The 23,427-nt window shown below is 66.8% G+C and carries 25 protein-coding genes; 9 read left to right on the top strand and 16 right to left on the bottom strand.

Features of this window, described 5'->3' with window-relative positions; translation table 11 throughout:
* Positions 1-2 precede the first annotated feature (2 nt).
* Together grpE and dnaK are read right to left on the bottom strand one after the other, a co-directional pair.
* A complete protein-coding gene (gene grpE, locus ACGFK1_RS20900; RefSeq protein WP_393433459.1) occupies positions 3-620 on the bottom strand; it encodes a nucleotide exchange factor GrpE in 618 nt (205 codons plus the stop codon).
* Positions 617-2,479 carry a molecular chaperone DnaK gene (gene dnaK / locus ACGFK1_RS20895; RefSeq protein WP_393433456.1) on the bottom strand — a complete coding sequence of 621 codons (1,863 nt, stop codon included), beginning with the start codon at positions 2,477-2,479 and terminating at the stop codon, positions 617-619. Before dnaK ends, grpE begins: the two co-directional genes overlap by 4 nt.
* A 354-nt stretch (positions 2,480-2,833) precedes the next feature.
* Here dnaK and ACGFK1_RS20890 point away from each other — a divergent pair, with 354 nt between their 5' ends.
* Positions 2,834-3,481, top strand: coding sequence for a hypothetical protein (locus ACGFK1_RS20890; protein ID WP_393433453.1), 648 nt, complete (start codon positions 2,834-2,836; stop codon positions 3,479-3,481).
* 21 nt (positions 3,482-3,502) lie between these two features.
* Here the strand turns inward: ACGFK1_RS20890 and ACGFK1_RS20885 are convergent, their stop codons facing one another.
* The 6 genes from ACGFK1_RS20885 to ACGFK1_RS20860 all read right to left on the bottom strand — a co-directional run bounded on the left by ACGFK1_RS20885 (position 3,503) and on the right by ACGFK1_RS20860 (position 7,688).
* The gene (locus ACGFK1_RS20885; RefSeq protein WP_393433450.1) at positions 3,503-4,993 is read right to left on the bottom strand and encodes an amino acid permease; all 1,491 of its coding nucleotides are present in this window, start codon (positions 4,991-4,993) and stop codon (positions 3,503-3,505) included.
* 19 nt (positions 4,994-5,012) lie between these two features.
* Positions 5,013-5,264, bottom strand: coding sequence for a hypothetical protein (locus tag ACGFK1_RS20880; protein ID WP_393433447.1), 252 nt, complete (start codon positions 5,262-5,264; stop codon positions 5,013-5,015).
* Positions 5,265-5,404: 140 nt separating this feature from the next.
* Positions 5,405-6,640 carry a glycosyltransferase gene (locus ACGFK1_RS20875; protein WP_393433444.1) on the bottom strand — a complete coding sequence of 412 codons (1,236 nt, stop codon included), beginning with the start codon at positions 6,638-6,640 and terminating at the stop codon, positions 5,405-5,407.
* Positions 6,641-7,042 (bottom strand): hypothetical protein, encoded by a 402-nt coding sequence (locus ACGFK1_RS20870; RefSeq protein WP_393433441.1) that lies wholly within the window; start codon positions 7,040-7,042, stop codon positions 6,641-6,643.
* The gene (locus tag ACGFK1_RS20865) at positions 7,042-7,386 is read right to left on the bottom strand and encodes a hypothetical protein (RefSeq protein WP_393433439.1); all 345 of its coding nucleotides are present in this window, start codon (positions 7,384-7,386) and stop codon (positions 7,042-7,044) included. Before ACGFK1_RS20865 ends, ACGFK1_RS20870 begins: the two co-directional genes overlap by 1 nt.
* Positions 7,383-7,688, bottom strand: coding sequence for an adenylate/guanylate cyclase domain-containing protein (locus ACGFK1_RS20860; protein ID WP_393433436.1), 306 nt, complete (start codon positions 7,686-7,688; stop codon positions 7,383-7,385). The genes ACGFK1_RS20865 and ACGFK1_RS20860 overlap by 4 nt, the downstream gene beginning before the upstream one ends.
* Positions 7,689-7,761: 73 nt before the next feature.
* Between ACGFK1_RS20860 and ACGFK1_RS20855 the strand changes: the two genes are divergently transcribed.
* From ACGFK1_RS20855 to ACGFK1_RS20845, 3 genes are read left to right on the top strand one after another with little or no spacing between them, the layout of a single operon-like run.
* The gene (locus ACGFK1_RS20855) at positions 7,762-8,478 is read left to right on the top strand and encodes an MBL fold metallo-hydrolase (RefSeq protein WP_393433433.1); all 717 of its coding nucleotides are present in this window, start codon (positions 7,762-7,764) and stop codon (positions 8,476-8,478) included.
* Complete coding sequence (locus ACGFK1_RS20850) at positions 8,475-9,002, top strand: hypothetical protein (RefSeq protein ID WP_393433430.1); 528 nt, start codon at positions 8,475-8,477, stop codon at positions 9,000-9,002. Before ACGFK1_RS20855 ends, ACGFK1_RS20850 begins: the two co-directional genes overlap by 4 nt.
* Before the next feature lie 9 nt (positions 9,003-9,011).
* Positions 9,012-9,632: a TIGR03085 family metal-binding protein gene (locus ACGFK1_RS20845; RefSeq protein WP_393433427.1), complete on the top strand. Its 621-nt coding sequence runs from the start codon at positions 9,012-9,014 to the stop codon at positions 9,630-9,632.
* A gap of 1 nt (position 9,633) precedes the next feature.
* Here ACGFK1_RS20845 and ACGFK1_RS20840 read toward each other — a convergent pair whose 3' ends face one another.
* The 4 genes from ACGFK1_RS20840 to ACGFK1_RS20825 are packed head-to-tail and all read right to left on the bottom strand — an operon-like array spanning position 9,634 to position 11,515.
* Positions 9,634-9,912 carry a DUF6295 family protein gene (locus tag ACGFK1_RS20840; RefSeq protein WP_393433424.1) on the bottom strand — a complete coding sequence of 93 codons (279 nt, stop codon included), beginning with the start codon at positions 9,910-9,912 and terminating at the stop codon, positions 9,634-9,636.
* Between the two features lie 5 nt (positions 9,913-9,917).
* Positions 9,918-10,664, bottom strand: coding sequence for a dienelactone hydrolase family protein (locus ACGFK1_RS20835; protein ID WP_393433421.1), 747 nt, complete (start codon positions 10,662-10,664; stop codon positions 9,918-9,920).
* Positions 10,665-10,668: 4 nt separating this feature from the next.
* The gene (gene tpx, locus ACGFK1_RS20830) at positions 10,669-11,172 is read right to left on the bottom strand and encodes a thiol peroxidase (RefSeq protein WP_393433418.1); all 504 of its coding nucleotides are present in this window, start codon (positions 11,170-11,172) and stop codon (positions 10,669-10,671) included.
* A gap of 43 nt (positions 11,173-11,215) precedes the next feature.
* Positions 11,216-11,515 (bottom strand): hypothetical protein, encoded by a 300-nt coding sequence (locus ACGFK1_RS20825; protein WP_393433416.1) that lies wholly within the window; start codon positions 11,513-11,515, stop codon positions 11,216-11,218.
* A 54-nt stretch (positions 11,516-11,569) separates the two neighbouring features.
* Here ACGFK1_RS20825 and ACGFK1_RS20820 point away from each other — a divergent pair, with 54 nt between their 5' ends.
* Genes ACGFK1_RS20820 through ACGFK1_RS20810 form a run of 3 tightly spaced genes read left to right on the top strand, consistent with a single transcriptional unit; the run spans position 11,570 to position 13,493 of the window.
* Positions 11,570-12,511, top strand: coding sequence for an LLM class F420-dependent oxidoreductase (locus ACGFK1_RS20820; RefSeq protein WP_393434086.1), 942 nt, complete (start codon positions 11,570-11,572; stop codon positions 12,509-12,511).
* Positions 12,512-12,546: 35 nt separating this feature from the next.
* Positions 12,547-13,005 (top strand): hypothetical protein, encoded by a 459-nt coding sequence (locus ACGFK1_RS20815; protein ID WP_393433413.1) that lies wholly within the window; start codon positions 12,547-12,549, stop codon positions 13,003-13,005.
* Positions 13,006-13,022: 17 nt separating this feature from the next.
* On the top strand, positions 13,023-13,493 hold the full coding sequence (locus tag ACGFK1_RS20810; protein ID WP_393433410.1) for a hypothetical protein: 471 nt from the start codon (positions 13,023-13,025) through the stop codon (positions 13,491-13,493).
* On the opposite strand, the gene ACGFK1_RS20805 is transcribed toward ACGFK1_RS20810, so the two are convergent.
* The 4 genes from ACGFK1_RS20805 to ACGFK1_RS20790 all read right to left on the bottom strand — a co-directional run bounded on the left by ACGFK1_RS20805 (position 13,490) and on the right by ACGFK1_RS20790 (position 18,861).
* Positions 13,490-14,974, bottom strand: coding sequence for a dynamin family protein (locus ACGFK1_RS20805; RefSeq protein WP_393433407.1), 1,485 nt, complete (start codon positions 14,972-14,974; stop codon positions 13,490-13,492). The genes ACGFK1_RS20810 and ACGFK1_RS20805 overlap by 4 nt on opposite strands.
* A gap of 70 nt (positions 14,975-15,044) precedes the next feature.
* Positions 15,045-16,904, bottom strand: a complete 1,860-nt coding sequence (locus ACGFK1_RS20800) for a dynamin family protein (protein WP_393433404.1) — start codon at positions 16,902-16,904, stop codon at positions 15,045-15,047.
* A gap of 92 nt (positions 16,905-16,996) precedes the next feature.
* A complete protein-coding gene (locus tag ACGFK1_RS20795) occupies positions 16,997-18,001 on the bottom strand; it encodes an IniB N-terminal domain-containing protein (RefSeq protein WP_393433401.1) in 1,005 nt (334 codons plus the stop codon).
* A gap of 260 nt (positions 18,002-18,261) precedes the next feature.
* The gene (locus ACGFK1_RS20790; protein WP_393433398.1) at positions 18,262-18,861 is read right to left on the bottom strand and encodes an Rv0340 family IniB-related protein; all 600 of its coding nucleotides are present in this window, start codon (positions 18,859-18,861) and stop codon (positions 18,262-18,264) included.
* A 199-nt stretch (positions 18,862-19,060) separates the two neighbouring features.
* Here ACGFK1_RS20790 and ACGFK1_RS20785 point away from each other — a divergent pair, with 199 nt between their 5' ends.
* Entirely contained in the window at positions 19,061-20,830 is a 1,770-nt protein-coding gene (locus ACGFK1_RS20785; RefSeq protein WP_393433395.1) for an Hsp70 family protein, read from the top strand.
* A gap of 3 nt (positions 20,831-20,833) precedes the next feature.
* Entirely contained in the window at positions 20,834-23,353 is a 2,520-nt protein-coding gene (gene iniR / locus ACGFK1_RS20780; RefSeq protein ID WP_393433392.1) for an isoniazid response ATPase/transcriptional regulator IniR, read from the top strand.
* The last annotated feature ends 74 nt before the right edge of the window (positions 23,354-23,427 follow it).

The raw sequence follows: 23,427 nt of genomic DNA, 5'->3' as shown, positions 1-23,427 counted from the left end.
TTCTAGGTGTTGTCTGATTGTGCGGCTTCACCGGCCGACTCGTCGCCGTTATCGGGCGTGTCCGCAGCGTCCTGGGCTTCCGGCACGGTGTCGACCACGCCGACGAGGGCGTGGCGCACCACTTGTTCGCCGACCTTGTAGCCGCGTCGCATCACGGTTCCGACGATGGGATGCGTGCCCTCCCCCTCGTGCTGCACGGCTTCGTGCAGCGCAGGGTCGAACGGGTCCCCTTCATCGCCGAAGCCCGAAAGGCCAAGCCCCTCAAGCGCGGTCGCCAACTTGTCGGCGACCGACTTCAGTGGGCCTGCCTCCAGGTCACCGTGACTGCGGGCGCGGTCGAGGTCGTCGAGCACCGGAAGCAGTTGGGTGACAACCGCGGCCTTGGTCCGCTCGGCGGCCAGCTGCTGGTCGCGCAGAGAGCGCTTGCGGTAGTTGTCGTACTCCGCCTTCACACGCTGCAGTGTGGACTTCAGCTCGGTGACTTCCTCCGACGCCGATCCCTCCGGTGCCGGCCCAGTGGGGGCCGGCCCGGTCGTGGGTTCACGAACTTCGCCAGTCTCGGGATCGATACGCCGTTTGTCGGTGACGGTCACCGGCTCGTGCGAATCGTTTTGGCTCACTTGTTCTCCCGGTCATCGTCGACAACCTCGGCGTCCACGACATCGTCCTGCGAAGAACCTGCCGCGCCGCCGTCGGCTGCGCCGCCTGCCGCCTGCCCGGCCTGGGTGGCCTCGTAGATGGCCTGGCCCAGCGCCTGCGACTCGACGCCCAGCTTCTCCATCGCGGACTTGATCGCCCCGATGTCGGTGCCTTCGAGTGCCGTCTTCGCTTCGGCGATGGCCGCATCGACCTTGGTCAGCGTGTCCTCGGGGACCTTGGATCCACCCTCGGCTCCGCGCTGGTCGGCGACGAACTTCTCCGTCTGGTAGACCAGCGACTCGGCCTGGTTGCGGACGTCGGCCTCCTCGCGACGCTTGCGGTCCTCCTCGGCGTGCGCCTCGGCATCCTTGATCATCCGGTCGATCTCCTCTTTGGAAAGGCCGGAGCCCTCCTGGATGCGGATCGTGTTCTCCTTGCCGGTGCCCTTGTCCTTGGCGGTGACATGCACGATGCCGTTGGCGTCGATGTCGAAGGTGACCTCGATCTGCGGCACACCGCGCGGCGCCGGCGGGATACCGGTCAGCTCGAAGCTGCCGAGCAGCTTGTTGTGCGCGGCGATCTCCCGCTCACCCTGATAGACCTGGATCTGCACCGACGGCTGGTTGTCGTCGGCCGTGGTGAAGGTCTCGCTCCGCTTGGTCGGGATCGTGGTGTTGCGCTCGATCAGCTTCGTCATCACGCCGCCCTTGGTCTCGATGCCGAGCGACAGCGGCGTGACGTCAAGCAGCAGAACGTCTTTCACCTCACCCTTGAGCACACCGGCCTGCAGCGCGGCGCCCACCGCGACAACCTCGTCAGGGTTGACGCCCTTGTTGGGCTCCTTGCCGCCGGTCAGCTCCTTGACCAGATCGGTCACCGCGGGCATGCGGGTCGACCCACCGACCAGCACGACATGGTCGATGTCGGACACCGAGATGCCGGTGTCGGCGATCACCGACTGGAACGGCTTGCGGGTGCGGTCCAGCAGATCCTGTGTGATGCGCTGGAATTCTGCGCGGGTCAACTGTTCGTCGAGGAACAGCGGGTTCTTGTCCGCGTCGACGGTGATGTAGGGCAGGTTGATCGAGGTGCTCTGCGAGCTGGACAGCTCGATCTTGGCCTTCTCAGCGGCCTCACGTAGCCGCTGCATGGCCATCTTGTCCTTGGTCAGGTCAATGCCGCTGGTGCCCTTGAACTTCTCCACGAGCCAGTCGACGATGCGTTGGTCCCAGTCGTCGCCGCCAAGGTGGTTGTCACCGGAGGTGGCGCGGACCTCTACCACACCCTCGCCGATCTCCAGCAGCGAGACGTCGAACGTGCCGCCACCGAGGTCGAAGACCAGGATGGTCTGTTCCTTCTCGCCCTTGTCAAGCCCGTAGGCCAGCGCGGCCGCGGTCGGCTCGTTGACGATGCGCAGCACGTTGAGCCCGGCGATCTGGCCGGCCTCCTTGGTGGCCTGGCGCTGGGCGTCGTTGAAGTATGCGGGCACGGTGATCACGGCGTCGGTGATGTCCTCGCCCAGGTAGCTTTCGGCGTCGCGCTTGAGCTTCATCAAGACGCGGGCGCTGATCTCCTGCGCGGTGTACTTCTTGCCGTCGATCTCGATCGACCAGTCGGTGCCCATTTCACGCTTGACCGACCGGATGGTGCGGTCGACGTTGGTCACCGCCTGGTTCTTGGCGGGCTGTCCCACCAGCACCTCGCCGTTGCGCGCGAACGCCACAACCGACGGTGTGGTCCGAGAGCCCTCCGAGTTGGCGATCACAACCGGGTCGCCGCCTTCGAGTACGGCGACGACGGAGTTGGTGGTCCCGAGGTCGATTCCGACCGCACGAGCCATGGTGTTGCCTCCTGAATAGTCCTGCTAGGGGTCGCGAGTGCGCTGCACTCATTCAGACTGAGTGCACCGCACTCAAGCCTTCACCTGTCGACCCCTTCGTGTCAACCCAGACTTGAGTCAGTTGCGCTCAACTGTCGTCGTGGTCAACGGGAGCGCTGCAGCGTTTGTTCCCGATGCCGACCGCCAACCGCTGGGGAGACGGCAGAACACGCAATCCGCAGCTCTAACGCCTGTTCGCGACGAAATCCGTCATCGATCGTCCGAATGTGATGTGGATCACCTTTGATACCGCTGTGAACCGCGCTGATCGCGTCGCCGTGACCCGAGGGAGTTCACGCGGGAAGGAAGTCAATGATGACGCTGACCAGGATGTCCGCTGCGATCGCGACCGGCCTTCTCGCCGCGGCCGCCACGAGCGCGCCGACCGACTCACCGGCTGGAGAATCCGCGCCGCAGGGCCGCCCGCTCGCACTGGTCGCACTGGCGTCGGCGGGGGCCGCCGTCGGCACAGCTGCGGCGCCAAACAATCACGATGTGCCGGTGGCCCTGCACGCTCAGCTCTTCACCGCATCGGCAGCGCTGGGCAGCCTCACCCCGGATATTCCACACCCGTTGTTGCGCAACGGCTTTCATGTTCGGGTCGCGGACTCGGACACGGCCCACCTGTTCCGGCCCACAGTGATGTCGGTGACGCCGCGCGGTCACGGTGACGGCGGCATCATGCCGGCCGCGGCGGCGATGGCGGCGACGCCGGTGGCGGACGCGTCGGTGGCACTGCCACGGCGACCGGCGGCAACGGCGGCAACGGCGGCGACAGCCACGCCCTCGGTCAGGCGGGTGGCGCGGGCGGCACGGGTGGCAACGCCTCAGCGCCGGCGGGCACCGGCAACCGTGGCAACGGCGGTGATGCCGGGCACGGCGGCATCGGGGCCGGCGACGGACAGGGTGGCCTCGGTGGCACCGGAACGGGCAGCAGCCCGGCCAACAGTCACAACGGGGTAGGCGGCAGCGGGGCCGCCTGACTCACTTGTCTTTATCCGGGGGCACGGGACGGTTCGCGACGACAGGGAACTGACCGGTGAACCCCTCGCGTTCCCGCGCAATCTCCAGCACCCGCCCACGGACCACATACCAGCCGATGACGAGTGCGGGAATGATGATCACCAGCGTGGCGACCGTCCACGTGCCGATCGGTGGGTCGAGTGCCATCAGCACGACGACGCCGAACAGGAATGCCAATGTGGCGTAGCCGGTGTAGGGCGAACCCCACAACCGGAACGACGGCCGCTCGAGGATGCCGCGTTTCGACCACCGGTAGAGCTGGATCTGGCAGATGACGATGGTGCCCCAGGACGCGATGATGCCGAGAGCCGCGATGTTGAGCACGATCTCGAACGCCTCGCCGGGCACCAGCAGGTTGAGGATGACGCCGAACAATCCGACGACGGCGGTGAGGAAGATTCCGCCGTACGGCACACCGCGACTCGACATCACCGACGTGAACTTCGGTGCGCTGCCGTTCATTGCCATCGACCGCAGGATCCGCCCGGTGGAGTACAGCCCTGCGTTGAGGCTGGAGAATGCCGCGGTCAGCACCACGATGTTCATCACCGTGCCCGCACCCTCGACGCCGATCTTGGAGAAGAACGTGACGAACGGGCTCTCGTCGGCCTTGTAGGTGCTGTACGGGAGAAGCAGCGCCAGCAGGAACAGCGAGCCGACGTAGAACACCGCGATACGGGCGATCACCGAGTTGATGGCACGCGGCATGATCTTGTGCGGGTGAGCGGTCTCGCCAGCCGCCGTTCCGACCAGTTCGACTGCGGCATAGGCAAACACGACGCCCGACATGACGATCACCAACGGAAACAGACCGGTCGGGAAGATCCCGCCGTTGTTGGCGATCACGCTGAAACCCGTTGACTGCCCTTGAATGTGGTAGCGCCCGGCCAGGAAGATGGTGCCGGCCACCAGGAATGTCAGCAGGGCAACGACTTTGATCAATGCGGCCCAGAACTCGAGCTCCCCGAACAAAGTCACCGAGATCAGGTTCAGACTCACCACGGCCGCCAGCGCGATCAGCGCGATCAGCCACTGCGGAACGGCTTCCATCGCTTTCCAGTAGTGCACATACGTTGCGATCGCCGTCGAATCGACGATGGAGGTGAACGCCCAGTTCAACCAGTACATCCAGCCGGCGACGAACGCCGCCTTCTCGCCGAGGAACTCGCGCGCATACGACACGAAGGACCCCGATGACGGCCGGTGCAGCACGAGTTCGCCGAGCGCCCGCAGGATCAGGAAGACGAACACACCGCAGAACGCGTAGCTCAGGAACAGGCCGGGTCCGGCGTTGTGCAGTCGGCCGCCTGCACCGAGGAACAGCCCGGTGCCTATCGCGCCGCCGATCGCGATCATCTGCAGCTGGCGGGGTTTGAGCCCCTTGTGGTAGCCCTCGTCTTCCGCCGTCAAGGCGGAGTTGTCATACACCGACTGCTTGGGTGCGGTGGTCATTGGAACCCCTTCGCTCTCGTCAGTTACCGGGCGACGCGGGATCGATGGGGGTCCCTCTGGCATCCCATTCCTCCGGAGGACCCGGCGTATCGCTGACGTCACGGAACGTCATCACGAAACCGCACACGGCGACGGCGGCCGCGATTGCGTAACCGATTATGGAGTACCACCCGGCGTGCAGATAGGCGGTGACCGCGACGATGAACATCGCCAGGAACACCAGGGACATGCCGATCAAAGGAATCTTTGCAAACAAGTCAACGCGTGCCATGAGACTCACCTCGATAGACCGAATGACGGTCATAACAGTGAACACCTTCTCGCGCTGTGACGCAGGCTGAATGCCACTATGTTCTGGGATGTCCCGGGTATGCCGCCGGTATGTCCCGCTCGCGAGCATCTGCTCAGTGCTCAGGCACCGTCGCGGCTGAGCACGCGCTTCTCGAAGAGGTCCGCACCGTGCGCTACGCCGCCGGTGGCGGCGAACCCGTCGGCCACCCTTCTGGCTCCGTCGGCCATGCCCATCGCCTCGCGTACCTTCGCGCGCAGGCTGTTCGCCGACATCTTCTTCGCGGCCAGACGGGTGCCGCACCGGGCCACCTCGACACGTCGGGCCACCTCGAACTGGTCGCGGCCAAAGGGCACGACACACACGGGAACTCCACGCGCCAACGCCTTCTGCGTGGCGCCCATCCCGCCATGTGTCACCGCGCAGACAGCACGGTCAAGCACTAGGCCGTGCGGGACGACGCGGCATACCGTCGCATTCGGCGTCACCGACACTTCTTCGGGTGTCCCCGCGGGCAGGGTCGCCACCACGTGTACGGGTTCATCCGCGAGTGCGGCCATCGCAGTGTCGACAAGGTGTGCGTCGCCCTGCTTTTCCGAAGATGTCGTGACGAGCACGATGGGCCGCTCGATCGAGGCCAGCCAGTCGGGCGCGACGTCGGGGCACGAGTCGAGCGCACACGGGCCAATCATCTGTACTGCATCGCCGTAATCGGCGTGCGGGTAGTCGAATGGTTTACCGCTGGCCACCAACATCAGCGGGGAGCGGCGCCAGAATTCTTCCATCGATCTGACCGGCCGCAGACCCAAGTCTTCGCGCACCGTGTTCAGGGCCGGTACCGCGCTGTTGACGGTGCTGTTCGTCATGGCTCGGATCAGGGTGTCGCGGACCCGTCCGACCATATTGGGCAGCGGTTTCAATCCAGGGCCGAAAGGCGGTATCGACTCCGCCCGCAAAAGCGGGGTGAACGGCGAAAAGCACGCCCACGGTATGCTTCCGGCGTCGGCTGCCAACAACGCGCCCCAGCACAACACGTCGACAAGCAACGCGTCGGGATTCACCCGCGCGATCGCGTCTGCCAGGTCCGTGACTTCGAGCGGCGCACGCCGCCCGAACACGGCGAAGGCGCGCTTCAACCCCGCACCGGGCTTGGGGGCCTGCCAGTCATCATGCTCAATCGCTTCAATCCGCGAATCTATCGGCTGGGTGTCGAATTCGAGCCGTCGTCCCACGCCCACGGCAGCCGACAGGGTGTGCAGGTGGACCGTATGACCGCGGCGCACCAGCTCCGCCAGGAAGGCGCTGATCGGCAGTACATGGCCGAGCGCGGGCGACGTGTAAGCCAAAATCGTCGCCACCTACATCAACCTCCCCGTGTCGACCATCCGCCGCGCCTCGGCCAGACTCCCACGGGCGTCGAGGGTTTCGCAGAGCCACAGGTATTCTCTCGCCGATTCGGCATATGCATCCGGGAGACGTTCGGCCGCCGCCAACATTGCGCGCGACTTCAACCACCACAGGTCCGCGGCTGGGACGTCAGGGCGTCGCGCCGGCCACTCATCGATCAGCCGGTGTGCTTCGGCGAAGTCGTCGACGGCCGCGCGATCGAGGAGCAACGTGACGAGTGCTTCGCCGGTACAGCCGATCTCGAGTCGGACACCGCGTTCCAGGTGAAGTGTGAACGGCTCGCGGAGCTCGTCGATCGCGGCATCACGCCGCCCGTCGTCCGCGACGGCCAGATCAGCGCAGATTGCCGGCATCAAGTCGTTGCCATCACATTGTGCTTGACGATGCTGGCGCGGGCCCGTTCGAGCACCTCGATCGCCTCTGCACGGGACGACGCATCGGCACGCAATAGCGCTGTGCCATAGGCGAACTGAGCGGTGATGATTCCGCAGATGTCGCCGAAGGACTCAGCGCGTCGTAACGTCTCCCGCATCTCGTCGACCAGTTCCGCGGGTTCATACATCCCCAGAACGACCATGCGACTCAGGAACGACAAAATGATTGCGTAACTGACCGGCGCCAGGGTCTTGCTGTAGTCGATTGCTTCGCGCAGTCGACGGCGGCCTGCATCGTAGTTGCCGCGGCACGTGTCGATCACTCCGCGAAAAGTGAAGCTACCGCACCGAACAGTGCCATCAGGCCCGCGAAATAACGCTGCACCACCGCGGCGGCACGATTGAACAACTCGTTCATGATCTCGCGCAGGCGCTCCGGATGCAGCGCCTCCGCCAGTTTCATCGACCCGACCACATCGACGAACAGAACCGTCACCTGTTTGTACTCGGTGACCGCCTCCGACGCGACCGGGGATCCACTGACATCGCAGAAGCGCGCGATCGAACGCAGGTCGTTGCCACACGACCGGCACCGACCGGTGGCCTCTTCGACCGGACTGACCATCCCCCTGATCTCTTCCCGCCGCGATTGTCCAATGATCGCGCACGCCGGTGACAAGCAGGGGGACGATTGAGTAATGGAAACGACCGTGGTTGAAATCGAAACAGACATCTACCGGCTGTCCACGTGGATTCCCGACATCGGCGAGCACGGATTCACGATGAATCAGTTCCTGCTGACCGGGGATGAGCCGTTTCTGTTCCATTGCGGGCAGCGCCAACTCTTCCCGCTGGTTTCGGAAGCCATCAATCGCGTCATCGCGGTCGAGAAGCTGCGCTGGCTCTCGTTCGGCCATCTCGAGGCCGACGAGTGCGGCGCCATGAACATGTTCCTCGATGCCGCCCCGAACGCCGAGGTGATCCACGGCCCTCTGGCGTGCACGCTGTCGCTGATTGACATGTGCGACAGGCCGCCGGTGCAGGCCACCGACGAGCCGCTGGACATCGGCGGCCATCGGCTTCGTTTTTTGCCGACCCCGCATGTGCCGCACAACTGGGAAGCCGGGCTCTGGTTCGACGAGACCACGACGACACTGCTCGCAGGCGACTTGATGGCGCAGGCGGGCAACCCGGCTCCGCTGACTGAATCCGATTGTGTGGCACCGGCGATAGCGGCCGAGCACTTGTTCCACGCAACCGGGCTGACGACGAACCTGCAACCGACGCTCGAGCAACTCGCCAACCTGCAGCCGACTACCCTGGCGATCATGCACGGCTCCTCCTACTCCGGTGACGGCGGCGCACAGTTGCGGGCCTTGGCTGAGGGCTATGCCGCAATGGCGGGCCGTGGATGAGGAACGCCTTCGCCGTCGTTGTCGCGCTCGGCGCCGTGCTGACCGGCTGCCAGACCAGCACCCCGGGCACACCCGTGATCGAGCCGAAAGAGCCGACCGAGCCCAGCTTTCCGACCAGCAAGCCGGCGAGGCCGACGGCCGCGCCACCGAGCACACCGACTCCGACCACCCCCCCGTTGCCGGGCGGCCAGGTGCTGGAACCCGAGAACGGCTACGTGTTCATCGAGACGAAGTCCGGCAAGACGCGCTGTCAGCTCAACGAGGAGGAAGTTGACTGCGAGGCCCAGTTCACCAATCCGCCGGTGGTCGGCGGCGCCCCGGCCAACGGTGTGCGGCTCACCGCGAACGGCGAAATCAGCTGGGTGGTCGGAAACTTGGGTGCCATCCCGGTGGTGACCCTCGACTACCAGACATACTCAGCGGTGGGCTGGACCATCGACGCCCGCGAGGACGGCACCCGGTTCACCAATGAGGACACCGGCCACGGCATGAATGTTGCCATCGACGGGGTCCAGGCGTTTTAAGGTCGAGCAATGACCGCAGCCCAGCGCGAACGCGCCGCACTCGTCGAATCAATGCGCGCCGTCGGCCCCGACGCCCCCACCCTCTGTGGCGATTGGACCACCCGCGACCTCGCGGCGCACCTGGTGGTGCGCGAACGCAGGCTCGACGCCACCGCCGGGGTGGTCGTGCCGTTCCTCGCCGGCTACACCGCCAACGTGCAGCGTCAGATCACCGACACCAACACCTGGAATGCGCTTCTGCAGAAAGTCGCATCGGGGCCGCCGCTGTATTCCCCGTTCAAACTCCTCGATCCGATTGCCAACCTCGGCGAGATGTTCATCCACCACGAAGACGTTCGCCGCGCTCAAAAAGGTTGGCAGCCAAGGGACCTCGACGACACGTTAGCCAAGGCGCTGGGCCGTGGGCTGCCGCTGCTGGCCCGGCTGAGCCTTGGCAACGCACCAGCCCGCGTCGCATTGAAGACGCCGGACGGTAAGACGGTAGCCACCGTCGGCCACGGGGCGGACCTCGTCGTCACCGGCGAGGTGCAGGAACTCCTGCTGTTTCTGTCCGGCCGCGACGAGGTGCGCCTGACGTTCTCCGACGATCAGGCCGCCCAGGGGGTCCGCGCGGCGCGCCGCGGCCTGTGAGCTAGACCGTCTGGTGTTTCGACGCCAGACCCTCGGGCGCCGAGGCGATGGCCCGGTGAATCGCATCGGCAAGGGCGAGCGCCGATTCCTCCGTCAACTCGAGCGCAACCCGCGCTGACGGCCCCAATTCGGGGCTCAAGAGGTCGATGTTGACGGTGTGGCCGTAGGAGGCGTGCACCGGATGATCGACGTAGACGGTTGCCTGGCTGGCGGAAAACCAGCCCGTCGCACCCTTGCCGCTGCCGTCGACGTCGATTTTCTCCGTCAGATAAGTGCACACCCTTTTCAGCCCTTCAACTGCTTGGCGAAGAACTCGTCGATCCGACGCCAGCCATCCAGCGCCGCTTCCACGCGGTAGGCCGGGCGATCAACCGAGAAGAACGAGTGGCCCGCGCCGCCGTAGGAGTGGAAGTCATGCTCCTTCCCAAGCCGGCTCAGCTCGGCGTCCAGCGTGGCCACCGCCTCGGGCGCCGGATAGCGGTCGTCGTTGCCGAACAACCCCAGCAGCGGACAGCTCAGACCGGGCGCCAGCCCGAGGATCGGTTTCATGGTGGCGGGCATGCCTTCCGGCGGGTCTTCGACGACGAACGCGCCGTAGCAGTCCACGGCGGCGTCCAGCGGAATCGAGCAGGCCGCCAAGAACGCCTGCCTGCCGCCTGAGCAGTGGCCGATCACGCCGATTCTGCCGTTGGCGCCGTCCAGACTCCGCAGGTACTCAGCCGCGCCCGCGACGTCGCCGACGAGCCGGTCGTCCGGCACACCGCCCGCCGCGCGCACGGTGGCCGCGGCGTCGTCGGGGTCGGCGCCCGGTGCCTCCCGCGAGTAGAGGTTGGGGCAGACCGCGTGATAGCCGGCCACCGCCAACCGGCGAACGAACTCCTTGGTCTCCCGGTCGTAGCCGGGCATGTGGTGAATCCACACCACACCGCCGCGCGAGCCCGCCGCGAGCGGCACTGCGCTGTATGCCTCGATCTCGTCGCCGCCGTGGCCCGTGATGGTGACGGTCTCGGCGCGAATTGCGTCTGCGGCCACGGGATTACACCGAGCTGCCGAGTGCCGACCATCCCTCGTCGTAACTCGGTTCAGTGCCGATCTCGGGCACCAGTTCGGTGTAGGCGACCTTGCCGTCGGCGTCGATCACCACGACCGCGCGGGCAAGCAGCCCGGCCATCGGACCGTCCGCGAGCGCAACGCCGTAGTCCTTGCCGAAATTGTCCCGGAAGGCCGACGCCGTGATCACGTTCTCGATGCCCTCTGCTCCGCAGAACCGCTTCTGAGCGAACGGCAGATCATTCGAGACACACAGCACCGTGAGCCCGCTGGCCTGCGCACGCTCGTTGAACTTGCGAACACTCATCGCGCAGACAGGCGTGTCGACTGAAGGAAAGATGTTGAGCAACAACGGCTTACCGCGGAACTGCGCGCTGGTCACCTCGCCGAGATCGGTGCCGATCAGGGTGAATTCGGGGGCGGGTGATCCGACGGCAGGAAGCTCGCCGACGGTGTTGATCGGGTTTCCACGAAGCGTTATCTGAGCCATTCGTACAGTGTGCCAGCGCCGGCTGTGCGGCTCATGTCAGGGGTCACCCGCCCCGACAGGAGATGTCGACGTAGACGGTGTCGAACTTCGTCGGGTCGATCCGCCGCCCGGCAGAGTCGACGTTGGAACTGTTGAGTCCCTCGATGCCGGTGACCTTGCAGCCCGACAGGGGGTACACCGCCGCGCCGTTCAACACCACGTTGAAGCCTTGGCTCTGCAACGCGTCGACCGTGTCTTGCGCATTGCCGAACCCGGTTGACGCGGCGGCGGCGCCCGGCGTCGATCCCAGTGTGGCGGCTGTGAGTATCCCGAGAAGTGCTGCCAGGCGATGCCTCTTGGTCATGACCGGAAGTAGTGGCGGAGGTTACGGTCGACGCCCGCCGACCCCGCCTCTACGCTGGCGCTCGTGGATTTCCGCGTCTTCGTCGAACCTCAGCAGGGTGCCACCTACGCCGATCAACTTGCGGTCGCCAGAACCGCCGAGGAGTTGGGCTATTCGGCGTTCTTCCGGTCCGACCACTACCTCGCGATGAGCGGCGACGGACTGCCAGGCCCGACCGATTCGTGGGTGACTCTGGCGGGCATCGCCAGGGAGACGTCGACGATCCGGCTCGGCACCATGGTCACCTCGGCCACGTTCCGGTTCCCAGGCCCGCTGGCGATCTCCGTCGCGCAGGTCGACGAAATGAGCGGTGGGCGTGTGGAATTGGGACTTGGCGCGGGCTGGTTCGAGGCCGAGCATCAGGCGTATGCGATCCCTTTCCCGTCGGTGGGGGAACGCTTCGATCGGCTGGCAGAGCAGTTGGACATCATCACCGGCCTATGGACGACACCCGTCGGCGAGAAGTTCGACTACAGCGGCACGCACTACACGGTGGTGGAATCCCCCGCGCTGCCCAAGCCCGCGCAGTCACCGCATCCGCCGATCGTGATCGGGGGCAGCGGCCCGAAGCGGACCCCGGCGCTCGCCGCGCAGTTCGCCACCGAGTTCAACATCCCGTTCGCGCCGCTGGATGAGGCCAAGGCCCAGTTCGAACGGGTGGCCGCCGCGGTTGCCGATGCCGGGCGACCCGCGGACTCGCTGACGTATTCGGCGGCATTCGTCGTATGCGCCGGACGTGACGACGCGGAGATCGCGCGGCGCGCCGCGGCTATCGGCCGTGAGGTGGATGAACTGCGCAGCAACTCCCCGCTGGTGGGGACGCCCGGCGAGATCGCGGACAAGCTGGCCGCGTTCACCGAGGCCGGCGTGCAGCGCTCTTATCTGCAGCTTCTGGACATGTCGGACCTGGACCACCTGGAGTTCTTCGCCAGTCAAATCGCGCCGCAGTTCCGCTGACCCGGCGCCGCAGGCCAGGGCTACTATCACTGGCCATGGCAGGCGAGGATCGCGACGACGACGACCAGTCGCCGTCCGAGACGCCCTGGTACAACCGCACGCCCAACGTCATCGGGGCGAGCGTGGCCGGCCTGGCCGTGATCGGCATCCTGATAGCCGCGGTGACATTCGTCGCGCGCCAGTACAGCGAGCCACACCAGGCGCCGCTGAACTACGTCGACCCCACCTTCTCGGCGACCGCAGGCCAGTCGTCGACGCCGACCACCACCGCGACGATCACCAGCACCAGCCCGCCCGTCACCACGGACATCAACGCTCCGTCGTCCACCACCACCACGCCGTCATCGGACACCTCGAGCACCGAGACGACGAGCACCACGCACACCGCGTGGACCCAGCCGTACACCCCGCCCGGCGGCGAGGGATCGGAGCCGTCAACGACGCGGCGGGGCCCACGCACCAATGTGACGCGCACGCTTTATCCGCAGCCCTGACCGCCTACTATCACCCCGTGGCGCGCTACGGATCTCCCGACGACCCGAACAATCCCGACAACCAGCCGACCGCATACATCAACTACGGCGATAACTACGGCGATTACGGCCCGCCAGCGACCGAGCCGGTGCCCTGGTACCGCAAGCCGGCCGCGCTGGTTTCGTTCGGCGCCGTCGGCGCGGTGGTGGTCGCGCTGATCATCTTCGGTCTGGTCAGTCTGCTCACCGGAGACGACTCGCCGGAGCCCGCGACGACACTCACCCCGATCACCCGCACCACTACCACGGTGACCACGCCGACGACGACCACGGCCGCCACGACCACCGAGCCGACCACCACCGACGAGACCACGACCACCACAACCACCGAGCCCACCACAACCACCACGACGACCACCACCACGACCACCGAACCGAGCATCAGTACCAGCGTCAGCACGAGTACCAGCACGGTCACTCAGACCGTCACGGTGTCACCGTCGCCCTAGCGGCCCCTGGCCGCATATTGCGCGACAAGCGCCTCGGCGCTTCGCACCGCGGCGCGACAGGCCCGCGTGGTGAACGGGTCGTTGAGGGGATGGTCGGCGCGTCGGCGCCAGCGTTGCGCGGCCGCGAACGCCGCCCGCGGTCCGTCGTAGGGTGCGTCGGGCTGCAACCCCAGCCTGCTGGCGGCGTCGGTGCCGGAGCCGCCGATGATGCGTCGCAGCGACGCCATCTCGTCCTCATTCAAAGTGGTTGGGCGCGAACGCAAAGCGCTCAACAACCGAAGCTCCTCGAACGCGTGCGTGTCGGCCAGCAGCGGGTCGATGTCGGCCAGAATGTAACGCGTCGCATAGATCGGGTTGGCCTGCACGAACTGCCGCAGCGACAGCAGCGCGGTGTGCGCCTTGAGTAGATCGGAGCGCTGCGCGAACTGCTGGTCGATCACATCACGAAGCGACACCAAGCCGCTGCGTTCCAGCAGTTCGTCGGCAAGCGCCACCGAATCGCTGACACCCGCGCGCAACACCGCGATCGAAATCCTGATGCCGAACATGCCGAAGCGGTCCAGCAGCGCGGCGCGGGTGGCGGCATCAACAGGCAGCGAACTGTCCTCACGGACGAAGCGGTCCACTGACAGCATCGCCTTGGTCAGTTCGGCGGCATCCACTCCCGCCAACTTCTCGAGCGCGACGAACTCGCTCTGCCGCAAGGTCCGAGCCGTCAGCGCCAGAAGCCCCGATACCGGGACGACGGCCTGACAGATGCCGGTCTTGTCCATTTCGTTGGTGAACCGCTTGGCGACGTCCTTGGCCGAAAGCATCGCGTCGATGCGGCCCGCACCGATCTCGTCGGCCCGCGACGCGACCCCGATCACGCCGAGCGCTCCCGTCGATCCGCCGACCAATTCGCCGATCTGCTTGAGCAGGGCGATGTCCGCCGCGTTCAGCGTGCGCAGCAGGAACACCACCGCGTCCACGCGCGGGACGCCGTCGTCAGGGACCAGCAGTCGAAGCGTGCGTTCGGAGACGTCACGGCTCAGCGAGGACGTGCCCGGGGTGTCGATGATGGTGGAATCGATCAACTCGGCCGCCGGCCATTCGACGTCGAGGTCCACGACGTCCTGCGGGTCGAGGCTGGCGAAATCGAAGGTCAGGCCGCCATCGCGGGCGATCGGCACATTCGAGCGCCTGCCGCCCCGATGGTTGGCCGTCACTTTCGGGATCGGGCCGTGGCGAAACCAGGTGACGATGCGGGTGGCCTCGGTGGCGTCGGTCGGCGCGATGTCCTCGCCCACAAGCGCATTCACGAGTGTGGACTTGCCGGCCTTCAGCGTGCCCGCGAGCGCGATGCGGATGGGCTGGTTGAGCCGATACCCGATACGCTCCAGTTCGTTGTGCACATCGGGCCGATTCCGATAGCCCGGATCGTTGCGATACGCCTGGATCGTGCCGCCCAGGATCGCCCGCACCTGATCGCTCGTGCTCATCTGGCGCTACCCACTGTCAACCTTTGGCTGTCCGCCACTTCGGTAATGGCCGGGCGTCCAGCTTAAAGCGTCATGCGGTTCCGACGGGTTGTCGGGCTGCCTCGGTGGCGCCGGGGGCCAGGTTGGTTGCGTGCTCGGTCACCTGTTTGAGGATGTTGAGCTGGCGTTCGAGTTCCCGAATTCGAGTGTTGCGCTCATTTTCTTCGAGCGCCGCGGACGCGATGGTCGCCTGCAGTGACTCGTTGAGAGAGCGGGTGGTTTGGTTGGCGATGCCGCGGTAATGGTCGCGCAGTTGACGCTGGATTCCCTTGAGCCGATCGCGGGATTCCTTGCTCACGACAAACGACACGTCATCGACGAACCGCCGCATGTTCATCTTCGCCTCGTTGCGGACCCGCAGCATCCGGTTCTCCATGTCCTCGCGATAGGCCTTGCGGCCCAACAGAAGACCGGCGCCCAGTGACAGCGGGTTGAACATGCCGAGGCCGGCGAACGAGGTCAGCATGCCGAACATCAGCACGCCGCCGTACGAGCCGCGCATGCCGGTGACGACCTTGTGGGCGGTCTTGATCGGCTTGGCCTCCAGTTTGGCCAGCGACTTCAATTCGCCGAAGGCGGCGCCCATTTCACGGGCGTCGAGTTGCGGCATCTTGATCGCCTCGAGGCCGGCCTCGACGAATGTCCGCGCCACCTCCTTGGCAAGCACCTCCGCCCGCTGATAAGCCCACACGAAATTGTCGCCGACGGCGGTCGCGATTGCGTTCTCCAGTTCGGCACCGATCTCGGCCCAGTGGTGGGTGGGGTCGGTGGTGTCGATGACGTGCTCGGTGTGCTGGCTGATCGCGCGGAACCGTGCTCGTAGATCGTGATCGACATCGGCTGTCAGGTCGGCGATTCCGTCGTTGAGCACTTGCTGCCACAGCGCGGTCTGCTGTAACGCGTCCTGCGCCTCCTGCTTGCGCTGCTCCAGGTCGGCCTTCAACCGGTCGCGGGCGTCGGGATCGTTGAGCGCGGACAGCTCGGAGTCGGCGGCCAGCGTCAAATGCTCGGAGGCTGACCGGATCTCGGCGAGCACCTGATCGCGTACCCGGTCGTTCTCGCGGGACAGCACCCTGTCGCTGAGGAACTTGACGATCGCCGGGAAATTGGATTCCTCGTTGAGTTCCTTGTCGTTCAGTTGGATTGCATGGCTGCGCAGCAGCGACGACACCGGAATCATCGGTATGGAAAGGTTTGCCCGCGCCAGATGGGCCTCGTTGACCTCGACGATCTGCCGCCAATGCGGGTACAGGTCGGTCTTGGTAGCGACAATCGTTGCGACAGGGCAGATTTCGAACGCTTGACGGATGAACGTCATCTCAGGTTCGGTGAACTCCTGGCTGGTGTCGCTGACCATCAGCATCGCGTCGGCGTCGGGTAACAGGCCCAGCGTGGCCGAAAGGTGCGGCTGGCCATGGCCGCCGACCCCGGGGGTGTCGACGAACACCAGGCCGCCCTTGAGCAGCGGGCTGTTCGCGGTCACCACCACACGGAGCACCTGCCTGCCGCCCGCCGCCGGGTGACGACGCAGGTCCTGCTTGATGTCGGCGAGGGGAATCTCGACGGCGTCGGGCTCACCCTCGTCAGCGCCCGCGACCATCAACTTCGCGGTGGCCTGTTCGCCGAACGACACCATGGTTGCCAGCACCGTCGTCTCGTCGTCGCCGACACGCGAGACCGGCACGTTCAGCAGGGAATTCAGCAGCTGACTCTTGCCCTGCTTCAACTGCCCGGCGATCACCACGCGGATCTGCGGGTCGGTGATCCGGTCCTTGGCCTTGGCCATCCGCTCGGCGAGGTCGCTGCGGCCCTGAGCGTCGGCGATCTTGCTGGTGTGGTCGATCAATTCGACGATGACCTTGACCTTGCGGGGGTCATTCTGTTGCGTCATGGTGTCCCTTCCCTACCTACGACGGTAGGCGTGCCAACTGGCGGGGACCGGTACGTGGTCCCCGCCAGCTGCGCTATTCGGTTGTCGCCTGGTCAGAACAGATCGACGTCGACACCCTGGTGGATATCGGTGTTGTGGCTGTCGTGCGTCGAGTTGTCGATGTCGTCGTGGCTGTCGTGCGTGGAGTTGTCGGTGTTGTGGCTGTTCGACGAGTTGTCGTCGTGGCTGGCGTCCACGTTGCCGGAGATGTCCCCGCCGTGAGTGTCGACGGTGGTCACGTCGCCACCAGCCGTCGTGGTCGTGGTCTGCGTCGGGGCGATGACCACCCCGCCGCCTGCGCCACCGGTAGCCGCGCCGCCGTCGCCGCCGCCACCGGTGAGGATGCCGCCGCCGTGCCCACCGTCGCCACCGGACGCACCGCCACCGCTGGTGTCGATGTCGCCGGTCTTGACGACCGGGCCCTCGTTGCCCGAGATGACGTCGCCGTCACCGCTGTTGTGGATGCTGCCGGAGCTGTCACTGGTGTTGCCGACGCCGCCGGCCTGGACGGTCGAGCCCTCACCGGCGAGGATGTCGCCGGTGTTGGCGCCGACATTGCCGTCGCCGACCACATTGCCGTCGCCCTCAACGTTGGTGTTGTCGATGTCGCCTGCGGTGCCGGTGTTGATGACGCTGCCGTGGTCGGCGGTGTTCGTGGTCTTGTCGCCGAAGGTGATGTCGCCGAAGTCCAGGTCGACGTTGCCGACGCCCTGCTGCTGGTCCTCACCGGCGTGGTTGACCACGTTGGTCTCGGGGCTCAGGAGTCGGGTGTCGTTGTGGCTCAGTGTGTCGTTGTTGCTCAGCGTCTCCGGAGCGAACGTGGGCTCGTAAGCGAAGCCGTGGGTCTCGGCCACCGCCTGCCGCAGGCCGTGCACCGGATCGCCGCCGCCGTGCAGAACCGCGGCGGGCGCCACGGTGGCGGCCACCGCGTTCACCTGAGCGGCCGTCACACCCTGCACGCCGGCGTTGGTCATCGCGCGGTCGGGGTCGTTGACGAAGGCCTGGGCCTGAACCGGGTCGCGGAAGAGGTCGAGAATCCAGTCGATCACGTTGGTCATTTCTGTGGTCCTTTTCTTGTGTGTTTCGGGTCCTGGTCGCCGGGCGCTCCGGCGAACTGCTGACAACGTTATGGAGCTGACGACATCTCAGAAACGGGGTCGAATCCCATCCCTACACGCATACCTCCCGGGATGGCGGACGGGGCGCCGTTAGGGGATTAGGGGGTGGTTAGGGGAATCCGTGCTGATCGCATTTCTGCAGGTCAAACACACGAAATGCGCGGCCCGTCGGACCGCGCATGTCGTGGAGGTGTCGGCGTTTACGAATCGAAGATGTCGAAACCGGAGCCGTCGGAATCGAGGTGGTGATCCTCGGGGGCCGAGTGGCTCCAGATGTCCTCGGTCGGCGCGTGAACGGCCGGCGCATCATCGATGACGGGGCCGTCGAACTGCAGCGACGTGTCGTCGAGGCCTGCCACGTCCGGCACACCGGCATCGCCGAGCATGTCGACCCCGGCCTGCACCGCGGACCCGGGATCGTCGACGACGTTGGTCGCGATCGTGTGCACATTGTCCATCGGGCTGTCCATCGGGCTGTCCATCGGGCTGTCCACCGTGTTGTCCACCGAGTCGTCCGCGACGGTCGGCACGTGGTCGTCGAAGGCATCGAATGCAGCGGTTGCGGCGCCGCTTGCCCACACATTGCTGGCGTGATCGTCGGGCACCGAGTCGGCATCTGCCGACGGTACTGCCATCGAGAGCGACTCGGAAACGACCGGAATGAGATTGCTGACATCCATGCTGGTCACATCGGTCAAATTGGCGTCGGCGATGGCCTGCGCCGGATCAGCAGCGTAGGCTGCGGCGGCGTCGGGGTCACGCACCAGCGACATCACGAAGTCGAGTAGCGAATTTGCCATGGAACACCCTCCTTTCCATTGCAGAGATATCCGGCGACAGCCGGAAGGTCTGATCCGATGCTATCGATGGAGAAGCCGCCGCTGATCGGTGCGAAACCCAGCTCCGCCGCGTCGCCGTTAGGGGACTCGGCGTTAGGGGTTTACCGCCCATTAGGGGAATCAGCGGCTATCGTGTGGAACGGCCGAACACGAGGAGACCATGAACGACTCACTTGGGTTGTCCATCGGGATGACCAACATGGTGGCCGCCAGGATCGGCCGCCCGCCGGTCATGCGCCGTTCAGTGCTCATATTGTTCAACGATCGGGCCCCCGAGGTCGGGGTGCCGAGCGAGAATCCGAATCTCAACCAGCCCGGCCTGGTGCTGACGGGCTTCGTCGAGCGGGTCGGCGACCCGGTGCCGCTGGTCGCCGCCGACGGTTCCCCGCACCGCGGCGAGCGGGTGCTGGTGGAGGCGCTCGATGCGATGGCGCAGACCGTCGGCGGCGGCTCCCCCGTCGCCATCGCCGTACCCGCGCACTGGGGTCCGGGGACCGTCGGTGCGCTGCGGGGCGCGCTGCGCGCCAAGCCCGCCCTGGCGCCGAACGGTGTGCCCGCCGCCCTCATCCCGGATTCGCTTGCCGCGCTGGCGGCGCTGCAAGCAGCGCCGGGCCTGCCGCCCAGCGGTGTCGTCGCCCTTGTGGACCTTGGTGGCAGCGGCACCAGCATCACGCTGGCGGACGCGGGCTCGAACTTCGGCCCTATCGGCCAGACCGTGCGGTATCCCGACTTCTCCGGCGATCAGATCGACCAGGCACTGCTCAACCACGTGTTGGCGGGAGTCGCCGACGCCGGCAACGCCGACCCGACCGGCACGCTTGGCCTCGGCTCGCTGGCCCGGTTGCGCGAAGACGCCAGACTCGCCAAGGAGCGGCTGTCCGCCGAGACGGCGACGGTGGTCCCCGTCGAATTGCCCGGATTCAACTCCGACGTCAGAGTGACGAGGAACGAGCTGGAAAGCCTCATCGCCGAACCGCTCGCGGGTCTGCTGACCACCATCGAAGATACGTTGCAGCGCAACAATATTGCATTGGCGAACGTGTCGGCGGTCGCCACCGTCGGCGGCGGAGCCGCCATTCCGCGGGTGACGCAGCAACTGTCGGAGCGACTGCGCGCGGCCGTCGTCACCACCCCGCAGTCGGCGCTCAACATCGCGACGGGAGCGGCGTTGGCGGCCGAACGCGGCCTGGAGGCTGACGCACCGACCGGAATGGCACCGACCGGGCTCGCGCCAGCCGCGGACGCGCCGACGGGCATGGCCGCAGCGGGCTGGGCGGCGGGCGCGGCGGGCGTGGCGGCCGATGGCGCCGACTCGGCCACCTTCCGCGCGCTGGCGTGGTCGCAGGACGATGCGCCCGGCGGCGAACCGGTGCCGTACTCCGGTGAGGACTACACATTCGACCAAGCGGGCACCGGTGCGCGTCCGCAGATGGCCTTCGCGCACGAAGAAGAGGGCTACGGACCCGAGGCCGGGCCGCTGCCCTGGTACAAACGCCCGCCCGTGCTGTTCGGTGCGGCGGCAGCGGCGGTGCTGTTGGCGATCGGCGGGCTGGCGATCACGCTCACCAGCGGCAGCGGCAGTTCCAACCCGGTGACCGAGACGGCCACGCACGTAGAGACCGGACCCAAGCCCACCGAACCCGTCACCGAGGGCGCTCCGGTGACGGTCACCGTCACCGGGCCCAACGGCGAGCCCACCACGACGGTGGTGCCGTCGCCGACCCCGACGACCACCGAGACCACCAGCCCGACCACCACCACAACGACCACGACAACGACAACGACCACCACCACCACCACGACCACATCCACGCCGCCGACCACCACGACCACCAAGCCGCCCACCACCACGACCCAGCCGCCGACGACCACGCAGCAGCAGACCACGACCACCGCCGCCGCGTTGTCACCCGTGACGACGGCACCGTGAGCCATGACAGCCAGCCCGGCGCCAGATCCGCTGACCGACATTCCGCCGGCCGCACGCGACACGGTCTCGGCGCTGATCAGCGCGCCGACTGCTCCGGCGAAGGTGTTGGTCTCGGGCGGCATCGGCACCGGCAAGAGTTCGGTACTCGCGGCCATCCGATCGGCGTTGCGCGCGGCAGAGGTAGCGGTGTTGACGCGGCCGCCGAAGAACGGCGACGAAGCGGGTTCGGCCGTGGTGATCGACGACGCACACCTGCTCGACGATGCCGAACTCGGCCTGCTCGCGGAGTTGGTCGCCGATCCGACATCGACGGTCGTCGTCGGCGCTGAACCGCTCGCTCACCGGCCTGCGCTGCGGACGCTGCGCATCGCTGTCGAACGCGAGAATCCGGTCGTCGCACTCGGTGCGCTCAGCCCGGCCGAAGTCCATCGGCTCGCCGGCGAAACTCTCGGTGCGGCAACGAGTTCCGAGCTCGTTCGGTCACTGATGGTCGCGACGGCCGGGCTGCCGTTCCTGCTTCGGCCGGCGCTCGCGGCGGCGCCCGCACCCGAAGGCGAAGCGCCCGCAACGGTGGTCATGCAGGCCGCCAAGTTCGCGTTGATCGAGCGGCTGCGCAGGCTCGACGAACCGTTGCTCGACACGTTGTTGGTGTCGTCGCTGAGCCTGGAACTGGGTCCCGACGACGTCGCGGCGGCGCTGCGGGTCGACGCCGAACACGCCCAGGACCTCGTCGACCGCGCACGTGCCAGCGGCCTGATCGAACCGTCGCACAGCCAGACGTTCATCCGGTCGGTGCACGGTTGTATCGCGGGCATCATCGGCGCCGCACGCCATCACGACACCGAGCTATCGCTACTGGTGTCGCAACTCGAATCATCAACGCTGACAAGCGATCTCGCACTGCGGATGGCCGAACACGGCCTGCGCGACGATCGCCTGGCCGAGGCGCTGGCCGACCTCGCCGCGCAAACCCGCGGTCAGCCTGCGCGCGCCGCACGGCTGTACCGGGCCGCCGCCGATGCCGGGGCGACGGCGCTGTCCGCGCGCCTCGCCGACGCGTTGGCGCAGACCGGGGACTGCACCGCGGCAGGCCAACTGGCCGACGAACTGCTCGGCAGCCAGGACATGGCCGAGCGAGCGGCCGCGGTCCGCATCGCCGCCAGCATCGCGATGCACGACGGCGGCGCCGCGCAAGCCGCCGATCTATTTCGTTGGCTCGGACCGTTTCCCGACACGTTCATCAGCGCGGCGGGTGCCGTCGTCACGGTCGGCGCGGGTGACGTCGAGGCGGCGAGGGCGGCGCTGGGCGCCGAGAGCGCCGGGCCGCCAACGTCTACTGCCCGCGCCGCCCGCAGCCTCGCAGAAGGTCTGTTGCTGTCGCTGGACCAACCGTTCCCGGTTGCCATCGCGCGGCTCAGCCAATCGATCACCGCCGAACAACTGCCTACCGGGGTCGCGCCGGACACCCCCGCGGCACTCGTGACGCTGGCCGCGCTGCACGGCGGCGATCCGGTGCGTGCCCGCAGCGTGGCCAGCCGTGCGGTGCGCACCGCGGCCGATGAACCATTCAGCATCCACCGGCATCGGCTACTGCACGGGTGGGTGCGGATGCAGGACGGGCAGCTTTCCGCGGCCGCGGCCGATGTCGCGTCCACGGCCGACGCCGGACTGCACCGCCGCGACGCGTTGTGGGCGGCCGCGCTGCAGACGGCGATCGCCAGGCGCAGCGGCGACACCGGCGGCGTCCAGAAGCATTGGTATGCCGCGATGGAGGTGCTGGCCGAATACTCGGTTGATCTCTTCTGTCTGCTGCCATTGAGCGAGCTGTGGGTGGCCGCCGCACGGATGCGCCTTGTCGATCGCCTGCAACACACGTTGACCGAGGCATTCGGGCTGCTGGAGTCGCTCGGCAATCCCGTGCTGTGGTCGGTGCCGCTGCACTGGGCGGGCGTCCACGCGGGCATCCTCGCCAATTCACCGGAAGCGGTCGCGCCACATGGCCAGGCGTTGACGGCCGCGGCGCCGCACAACTCGTTCGCCAAGGCGCTCGCGAGGGCGGGCCGCACCTGGCTGCGCGTGTTGGCCAACCACGTCGACGTGGACGAGGTGACCGCCGCCGCGCGCGGCTTGTCACAGTTCGGCATGACGTGGGACGGCACCAGGCTGGCCAGTCAGGCGGCGCTGCAGACGCCCGACGGCCGCGTCTCCGGCGCGATGCTGCAACTGGCCCGCGACCTCAAACAGACCGCGGCGGTCGACGAGGTGCCCGGCCCTGAATCGGTGACGCCTGCCGCAGAGAGCACCGGCAAGCCGAGGGCGGCGTCGTCGCGGCTGTCTGACCGCGAACGAGAAGTCGCCGAACTCCTGCTGCTCGGCATGCCATACCGCGACATCGGCAGCCAGCTGTTCATCTCCGCCAAGACCGTCGAACACCACGTGGCGCGGATCCGCCGCAGGCTCGGCGCCGAGTCACGGTCGGAGATGTTGTCGATGCTGCGCGCCATGTTGACGCCTCAGGTCTAGCCCCCAACGCGTCGAAATCCCCTAACCGCGATCCCCTATCCGGCCTGCGCAGCCATGGGTGCGGCACCGGATTT

Source organism: Mycobacterium sp. NPDC048908 (genome assembly GCF_043197955.1).
Taxonomy (GTDB): Bacteria; Actinomycetota; Actinomycetes; order Mycobacteriales; family Mycobacteriaceae; genus Mycobacterium.
The sequence above is the reverse complement of the archived record's forward strand: the minus strand, read 5'-3'. Positions and strand labels throughout refer to the sequence as shown.

What these genes read in the sequence shown, in the direction of transcription:
- dnaK (WP_393433456.1), bottom strand. Translation starts at nt 2,479, where the DNA reads ATGGCTCGTGCGGTCGGAATCGACCTCGGGACCACCAACTCCGTCGTC.
- ACGFK1_RS20890 (WP_393433453.1), top strand. Translation starts at nt 2,834, where the DNA reads ATGACGCTGACCAGGATGTCCGCTGCGATCGCGACCGGCCTTCTCGCC.
- ACGFK1_RS20885 (WP_393433450.1), bottom strand. Translation starts at nt 4,993, where the DNA reads ATGACCACCGCACCCAAGCAGTCGGTGTATGACAACTCCGCCTTGACG.
- ACGFK1_RS20880 (WP_393433447.1), bottom strand. Translation starts at nt 5,264, where the DNA reads ATGGCACGCGTTGACTTGTTTGCAAAGATTCCTTTGATCGGCATGTCC.
- ACGFK1_RS20870 (WP_393433441.1), bottom strand. Translation starts at nt 7,042, where the DNA reads ATGCCGGCAATCTGCGCTGATCTGGCCGTCGCGGACGACGGGCGGCGT.
- ACGFK1_RS20860 (WP_393433436.1), bottom strand. Translation starts at nt 7,688, where the DNA reads ATGGTCAGTCCGGTCGAAGAGGCCACCGGTCGGTGCCGGTCGTGTGGC.
- ACGFK1_RS20855 (WP_393433433.1), top strand. Translation starts at nt 7,762, where the DNA reads ATGGAAACGACCGTGGTTGAAATCGAAACAGACATCTACCGGCTGTCC.
- ACGFK1_RS20850 (WP_393433430.1), top strand. Translation starts at nt 8,475, where the DNA reads ATGAGGAACGCCTTCGCCGTCGTTGTCGCGCTCGGCGCCGTGCTGACC.
- ACGFK1_RS20845 (WP_393433427.1), top strand. Translation starts at nt 9,012, where the DNA reads ATGACCGCAGCCCAGCGCGAACGCGCCGCACTCGTCGAATCAATGCGC.
- tpx (WP_393433418.1), bottom strand. Translation starts at nt 11,172, where the DNA reads ATGGCTCAGATAACGCTTCGTGGAAACCCGATCAACACCGTCGGCGAG.
- ACGFK1_RS20825 (WP_393433416.1), bottom strand. Translation starts at nt 11,515, where the DNA reads ATGACCAAGAGGCATCGCCTGGCAGCACTTCTCGGGATACTCACAGCC.
- ACGFK1_RS20815 (WP_393433413.1), top strand. Translation starts at nt 12,547, where the DNA reads ATGGCAGGCGAGGATCGCGACGACGACGACCAGTCGCCGTCCGAGACG.
- ACGFK1_RS20805 (WP_393433407.1), bottom strand. Translation starts at nt 14,974, where the DNA reads ATGAGCACGAGCGATCAGGTGCGGGCGATCCTGGGCGGCACGATCCAG.
- ACGFK1_RS20800 (WP_393433404.1), bottom strand. Translation starts at nt 16,904, where the DNA reads ATGACGCAACAGAATGACCCCCGCAAGGTCAAGGTCATCGTCGAATTG.
- ACGFK1_RS20795 (WP_393433401.1), bottom strand. Translation starts at nt 18,001, where the DNA reads ATGACCAACGTGATCGACTGGATTCTCGACCTCTTCCGCGACCCGGTT.
- ACGFK1_RS20790 (WP_393433398.1), bottom strand. Translation starts at nt 18,861, where the DNA reads ATGGCAAATTCGCTACTCGACTTCGTGATGTCGCTGGTGCGTGACCCC.
- ACGFK1_RS20785 (WP_393433395.1), top strand. Translation starts at nt 19,061, where the DNA reads ATGAACGACTCACTTGGGTTGTCCATCGGGATGACCAACATGGTGGCC.
- iniR (WP_393433392.1), top strand. Translation starts at nt 20,834, where the DNA reads ATGACAGCCAGCCCGGCGCCAGATCCGCTGACCGACATTCCGCCGGCC.